Below are 6805 nucleotides of genomic sequence, written 5' to 3' on the forward strand. Positions count from 1 at the left end.
ATGAAATTCTCCATCGAGCGCGCGGCCCTTCTGAAGGCCGTCAGCCAGGCGCAATCCGTCGTCGAACGCCGGAACACCATTCCGATCCTGGCCAACGTGCTGATGATGGCCGACGGATCGGACGTATCCTTCAAGGCGACCGACCTCGACATCGAGGTGATCGACAAGACGAACGCCCAGGTCGAGCGGGCGGGCGGCACCACGGTGAACGCCGTTCTGTTCCATGAAATCGTGCGCAAGCTGCCCGACGGTGCCTTGGTACAGATCGAGGAAGATCAGGCCGCCGGCCGCCTTCAGGTGCGCGCGGGCCGGTCGCAGTTTCAGCTGGCCACGCTGGCGCGTGAGGATTTCCCCGTGATGGCGACGTCGGATTACGACGCCAATTTCTCGTGCAAGGCGACGGAGCTGCGCCGGTTGTTCGACAAGACCCGGTTCGCAATCTCGACCGAGGAGACGCGGTATTACCTGAACGGTGTCTACATGCATGTCGCCGAAGGCGAGGATGGCCGCGTGCTGCGCTGCGTGGCGACCGACGGGCACCGTCTGGCCCGCGTCGACGCTCCCCTGCCCGAAGGGTTGGAGGACATGCCCGGCGTGATCGTTCCCCGCAAGACGGTGGGTGAGCTGCGCAAATTGCTGGACGATGACGATGCCGTCATCGCCGTGTCCGTGTCCGAGACGAAGATCCGTTTCGCGACCCCCGATATCACGCTGACGTCCAAGGTGATCGACGGCACCTTCCCCGATTACGCAAGGGTCATCCCGGCTGGGAACACGCGCAAGCTGGTCGTGGACGCAGCCGAGTTCGCGAAAGCCGTGGACCGGGTCGCCACAGTGTCGTCGGAGCGGTCTCGCGCCGTGAAGCTGAGCCTCGACGAGGACCGCCTGACCCTGTCGGTGAACGCGCCGGATTCGGGCAATGCCGAGGAAGAACTGGCCGTGGCATACGGAGATGAGCGTCTGGAGATTGGCTTCAACGCCAAGTACCTGCAGGAAATCGCAGGTCAGGTGGACCGCGAGAACGCCGTGTTCCTGTTCAACAACGCGGGCGACCCGACCCTGATGCGCGAAGGCGACGACACCAGCGCGATCTATGTCGTCATGCCGATGCGGGTCTGACGCCGCCGCGCGCTTGACCGATACGCCCCATGTCTCTGCCCTGTCGCTGTCGCACTTCCGGTCGCATCGGCGCACCCGGCTGAGTTTCGCCGGCGGGATCGTCGCGATCCATGGGCCGAATGGGGCGGGCAAGACGAACCTGCTCGAGGCCGTCTCCCTTCTGTCGCCCGGTCGGGGGATGCGCCGCGCGGCGGCCGAGGAGATCATTCGCCGCCCCGAGGCGATCGGCTGGCGCATCGCCGCCACTCTGACCCCGCATCACGAAATCACCCTGCGCGCCGAACCGGGCGCCGGGCGCACGACCACCATAGACGACAAGGCCGCGCCGCAGGTGGCTTTGGCGCGGCTGTTGCGGGTGCTGTGGCTGGTCCCGTCGATGGACCGTCTGTGGCTGGAGGGGGCGGAGGGACGGCGCCGATTCCTGGACCGCATGACGCTGAGCCTTGCGCCCGATCATGGCGAGGGCGTGCTGCGCTACGAAAAGGCGATGCGCGACCGCAACCGCCTGTTGCGGGACGGTATCCGCGACGCCCGCTGGTATGATGCGCTGGAGGCGCAGATGGCCGAGGCGGGTGCGGGCATCATCGCGCGGCGGCAGGATGCCCTGTCACGCCTGACCTCCGCGCAGGATGTCGACGGCCCCTTCCCCGCCGCGCAACTGACCCTTTCGGATGCGGAGGCGCCCGCCTCTGCATCCGATCTGGCGGCGGCGTTGCAAGGCAGCCGCGCGCGCGACATGGCCGCGGGGCGCAGCCTCGTCGGGCCGCACCGGACGGACCTGCTGGGCACCTATGCCGCCAAGGACATCGAAGCGCGCCTGTGTTCCACCGGAGAGCAAAAGGCCCTGCTGATTTCGCTGATCCTGGCGAACGCGCGGGCCATCCGCGACGAGACGGGGGCGGCCCCCATCCTGCTGCTGGACGAGGTGGCCGCGCATCTGGATGCGGGGCGCCGCGCGGCCCTTTATGAGGAAGTCGGCCGCATTGGCGCGCAGGCGTTTTTGACGGGCACGGGCCCGGAATTGTTCGCCGAACTCGGCGGATCGGCGCAACATCTGCGCGTCACGGAAACAGGCGGAGAAAGCCGGGTCGAAGCCGCCCCTGCGGACGCAGGCCAGAGCCACTAAATATGGTGTCGCCTACGTGACAATCCCCGCCCCGGCGCGTATATCTGGGGCAACGAAGAGGGATGAAAACCACATGGCCGAGCAAGCCCCGATGTCCGCTGAATATGGCGCCGATTCCATCAAGGTTCTCAAAGGCTTGGAAGCTGTTCGCAAGCGTCCGGGCATGTATATTGGCGACACCGACGACGGGTCGGGCCTGCACCACATGGTCTACGAGGTCGTGGACAACGGCATCGACGAGGCGCTGGCCGGTCATGCCACCGAGGTGAGCGTCAAGATTCACGCGGATTCCTCGGTATCGGTCAAGGACAACGGGCGCGGTATTCCCGTGGGCATCCACGAGGAAGAGGGGGTCTCTGCCGCCGAGGTCATCATGACCCAGCTGCACGCAGGCGGGAAATTCGACCAGAATTCCTACAAGGTGTCAGGTGGTCTGCATGGTGTCGGCGTATCGGTCGTCAACGCCCTGTCCGACTGGCTGGAACTGCGCATCTGGCGCGACGGCAAGGAACACGTTGCCCGGTTCGAACATGGCGACACGGTCGAGCATCTGAAGGTCGTGGGCGACACGACCGAAACAGGCACCGAAGTGCGGTTCATGGCCTCGCTCGACACGTTTTCAAGCCGGGATTACGTGTTCAAGACGCTGGAAAACCGCCTGCGGGAGCTGGCGTTCCTGAACTCCGGCGTGAAGATCGTGGTCGAGGACGAGCGTCCCGCCGAAGCCCTGCGCACGGAGCTGTTCTATGAAGGCGGCGTGCGCGAATTCGTAAAGTACATCGACCGCTCCAAGACCGCCGTCATGGATGCGCCCATCTACATGGAAGGTGAGCGTGACGGGATCGGTGTCGAGGTCGCGATGTGGTGGAACGACAGCTATCACGAGAACGTCCTGCCCTTCACCAACAACATTCCCCAGCGCGACGGCGGCACCCATATGGCCGGTCTGCGCGGAGCGCTGACCCGGACGATCAACCTCTATGCGCAATCCTCGGGGATCGCGAAGAAGGAAAAGGTCTCCTTTACCGGTGACGATGCGCGCGAGGGTCTGACCTGTGTCCTGTCGGTCAAGGTGCCGGATCCGAAGTTCTCCAGCCAGACCAAGGACAAGCTGGTCTCCTCCGAGGTGCGGCCCGCGGTCGAGAACCTCGTGAATGAAAAGCTGCAGGAATGGTTCGAGGAGAACCCCCAGATCGCCCGCCAGGTCGTCGGCAAGATCATCGAAGCGGCCCTCGCCCGTGAAGCCGCGCGCAAGGCCCGCGAATTGACGCGCCGCAAGACGGCGATGGACGTCGCCTCCCTGCCCGGCAAGCTGGCCGATTGTCAGGAAAAGGACCCGTCCAAGTCGGAACTGTTCCTTGTCGAGGGCGACAGCGCCGGGGGGTCGGCCAAACAGGGTCGCAGCCGCAACAATCAGGCGGTCCTGCCCCTGCGCGGCAAGATCCTGAACGTCGAACGCGCACGCTTTGACCGGATGCTGGGGTCGCAGGAGATCGGGACACTGATCACCGCCATGGGCACCGGAATTGGGCGGGATGAGTTCAACGTCGACAAGCTGCGCTATCACAAGATCATCATCATGACGGATGCCGACGTCGACGGGGCGCACATCCGCACCCTGCTGCTGACGTTCTTCTATCGCCAGATGCCCGAGATCATCGAGAACGGGCATCTCTACATTGCGCAGCCGCCGCTGTTCAAAGTCGCGCGCGGCAAATCCGAGGTCTATCTCAAGGATCAGACCGCGCTGGAGGACTACCTCGTGCAGATGGGGACCGACGGCGCGGTCCTGCGCCTGCCTTCGGGCGAGGAGATCGCGGGCCGCGACCTTGACCGGGTGGTGCAGGCGGCGCGGTCGTTCCGCCGCATCCTCGAGGCGTTCCCGACGCATTACCCGCGTCACATCCTGGAACAGGCCGCGCTGGCCGGTGCGTTCGAGGCGGGTCAGGCCGATGCCGATCTGCAGGGCGTCGCCGATGCCGTTGCCGCGCGTCTGGATCAGGTTGCCGCCGAATACGAACGCGGCTGGACCGGGCGCATCACGCAGGATCACGGCATCCGCCTCGCCCGCGTTCTGCGCGGGGTGGAGGAAGTGCGCACGCTGGACGGTGCCGTGCTGCGGTCCGGTGAGGCGCGCAAGCTGGCACAGGTCAGCGCGGATACCCGCAGCGTCTATACCGACCCTGCCCGCCTGACCCGCAAGGACCGCGAAAACACCGTTCACGGCCCCATCGACCTGCTCGAAGCCGTTCTCGCCGAAGGAGAAAAAGGCCTAAGCCTGCAGCGCTACAAGGGTCTGGGCGAAATGAACCCCGGACAGCTTTGGGAAACGACCCTCGACCCCGAGGCGCGTACCCTCTTGCAGGTCAAGGTCGAGGACGTGGCCGAGGCCGACGACGTGTTCACCAAGCTGATGGGCGATGTCGTCGAACCCCGTCGGGCGTTCATCCAGGACAATGCCCTGAGCGTCGAGAACCTCGACGTCTAGGGCATTGTAGGCGCGCGTGTAGTTTTTCGCCGCGCGCGTGGCTTTTCGCATGTTGAGGTTGGGGTGCGACCGTGTTTCCTATTTATTTCCGCCGGTTAACGTAAAGTCTTGGCCTTGACGGTTTTTGGAGCCGCTTCGCGCTGGGCATGTGGAACATCGTCTGCAAAACGAGCGAGCTTTGCCCTTCGGTCTCGGTTGATGTGCATTGCCCATCAACCGAGACCGAAGCATACTTCTCCGCAGGAAGAACTTGAGATTCAGCTGCGGCTCAGGTCTTGATTCGACTGAATTTTATGTGCCTCATTTCCGAGTTCGCGAAAGAGGTGCGTGATGCCAGAATTAGACGCGAATATAGCTTTTCCGATCGCCGTCCTGATATTCCTGATCGGTTTCCCGCTTTTTTTCATTCTATTCTTGGTCGCGCGACGGCGGACAAAGCGCCTCGGTCGTGAGCTCGATCAGGAGAGGACCCGGGCTGCGGAAGACCGCGACCGGATCCTCGCGGAGGAAAAAGAGAAGCGGCAGGCGATCGAGCAGAAGTACTCACCGATCATCGATATGGAGGCCGAGGTCGGGCGGTTGAAAGCTGAGTCTGACGAGTTGGCCAAGAATATCGTCGACCTGCGATCCAGCTACGCCAGCAAGCGCGAGACCATGACGAAGCTCGAGCACCAGGTTGCGGTTTATGACGAGCGCCTCGCCTTCGCAGAGCTCGGTGTCTATGAACCTCACTTCGATTTCGCGGATAGCGAGATCTTCAAGGAGCAGATCAAGCAGATACGGGAGAAGCAGAAGGCAATGGTGTCGCAGAAGACCGCCGCCATTTGCCCGACGGATTGGACCGTCGGTGGCAGCCTCTCCAAGGGGCAGACCATGATCAACCGCCAGATGCGACTGACCATGCGCGCCTTTAATAACGAATGCGAGGCGGCGATCGCGAACACGCGTTGGAACAACGTGGTCGCCATGGAGAAGAGGATCCTGAACGCCGCGAAGCAGATTAACTCGGCCAATGCCTCCACGAACCTTTCAATTAACGAGCGATACGTCTCGCTCAAGCTGAACGAGCTACACCTCACCCACGAGTATCTGGAGCAGCTCAAAATCGAGAAGGATGAGCGGGCCGAGCGCGCCCGAATGGAGCGCGAAGAAAAGAAGCTGCTCGCCGAGGCAAAGGCCGCCGAGAAGGAGGAGCAGAAATATCAGGACATGCTCGACAAGGCCCGCCAAGAGGCTGGTGTCGACGAAAGCCGTATCGCAGACCTTCAGGCAGCCTTGGCGGAGGCCCACGCAAAGACAGAGCGCGCGAAAGCGATGGCCGAGATGACGAAGTCTGGTTACGTCTACATCATCTCGAACATCGGCAGCTTCGGCGAAGAGGTCGTCAAGATCGGCCTGACCCGACGCCTTGATCCGGACGATCGCGTGAAGGAGTTGGGCGACGCGAGCGTGCCGTTCGGGTTCGATACGCACGCAATGATTTATTCCGAAGAGGCACCGGCTCTCGAGAACGCCCTGCACCGGGAATTTGCCGACCGCCGGATCAACGCTTCAAATTTGCGCAAGGAGTTCTTTCGCGTCGGCTTGGAGGAGGTGGAGGATGCTGTGAAGCGCTTGGCTCCGGACGCCAACTTCTTCAAAGATCGCGAGGCACAAGAGTGGCACGAAACCTTGGCACATCGTAGGGAGCAGGCTGAGTTGTGGAGGCAGGCGGCGGAGGAGGCGCTACCGGAGGCAATTTAACGGATCATTCGGCCAAGTCTATTGTCAAGGACGCATCTTCGCTGAGGTGGGTGCAAGTTAGTAGCGGTCAGGTAATCGGGGCGGGTGAAGTGGTCCCATGTTTTCGGACAGGCTTGCAGCGTTTCTAAAGTGTATCGGGTTTAGGTTTCATGCTGCTTTCTGCTCTTCCAAGCCCGCCCAATATGCGTCGTCAGGCGTTTGCCGACCAAGCGCGGAATGGGGCCGCTCTGCGTTGTAGAATGCCATCCAGTTCTTGATGACACGCCGGGCCTGTAAGCCGTCATTGATCTCTTCGAGATAGATCGCTTCCTGCTTCAGGGATCGCCACA

5 protein-coding genes are annotated in these 6805 nt (G+C 62.7%); 4 read left to right on the plus strand and 1 reads right to left on the minus strand.

What is annotated here, in order from left to right:
- The 4 genes from dnaN to V6N07_RS16955 all read left to right on the plus strand — a co-directional run bounded on the left by dnaN (position 1) and on the right by V6N07_RS16955 (position 6476).
- Complete coding sequence (gene dnaN, locus V6N07_RS16940) at positions 1-1119, plus strand: DNA polymerase III subunit beta (protein ID WP_371157949.1); 1119 nt, start codon at positions 1-3, stop codon at positions 1117-1119.
- 13 nt (positions 1120-1132) lie between these two features.
- Positions 1133-2245, plus strand: a complete 1113-nt coding sequence (recF, locus tag V6N07_RS16945; RefSeq protein ID WP_371157951.1) for a DNA replication/repair protein RecF — start codon at positions 1133-1135, stop codon at positions 2243-2245.
- A gap of 73 nt (positions 2246-2318) precedes the next feature.
- A complete protein-coding gene (gene gyrB / locus V6N07_RS16950; RefSeq protein ID WP_371157952.1) occupies positions 2319-4733 on the plus strand; it encodes a DNA topoisomerase (ATP-hydrolyzing) subunit B in 2415 nt (804 codons plus the stop codon).
- A 330-nt stretch (positions 4734-5063) separates the two neighbouring features.
- On the plus strand, positions 5064-6476 hold the full coding sequence (locus V6N07_RS16955) for a DUF4041 domain-containing protein (protein WP_371157954.1): 1413 nt from the start codon (positions 5064-5066) through the stop codon (positions 6474-6476).
- Positions 6477-6623: 147 nt separating this feature from the next.
- Here V6N07_RS16955 and V6N07_RS16960 read toward each other — a convergent pair.
- Positions 6624-6805 (minus strand): integrase core domain-containing protein (locus tag V6N07_RS16960; RefSeq protein ID WP_371157956.1); only part of this gene is annotated, 182 nt, incomplete at its 5' end.

The sequence above is a fragment of the Jannaschia sp. 2305UL9-9 genome, assembly GCF_041403465.1.
Classification (GTDB): Bacteria; Pseudomonadota; Alphaproteobacteria; order Rhodobacterales; family Rhodobacteraceae; genus Jannaschia.

Excerpts from the sequence above, each read along its gene's own strand:
- dnaN (WP_371157949.1), top strand. The coding sequence starts at position 1 with ATGAAATTCTCCATCGAGCGCGCGGCCCTTCTGAAGGCCGTCAGCCAG.
- gyrB (WP_371157952.1), top strand. The coding sequence starts at position 2,319 with ATGGCCGAGCAAGCCCCGATGTCCGCTGAATATGGCGCCGATTCCATC.
- V6N07_RS16955 (WP_371157954.1), top strand. The coding sequence starts at position 5,064 with ATGCCAGAATTAGACGCGAATATAGCTTTTCCGATCGCCGTCCTGATA.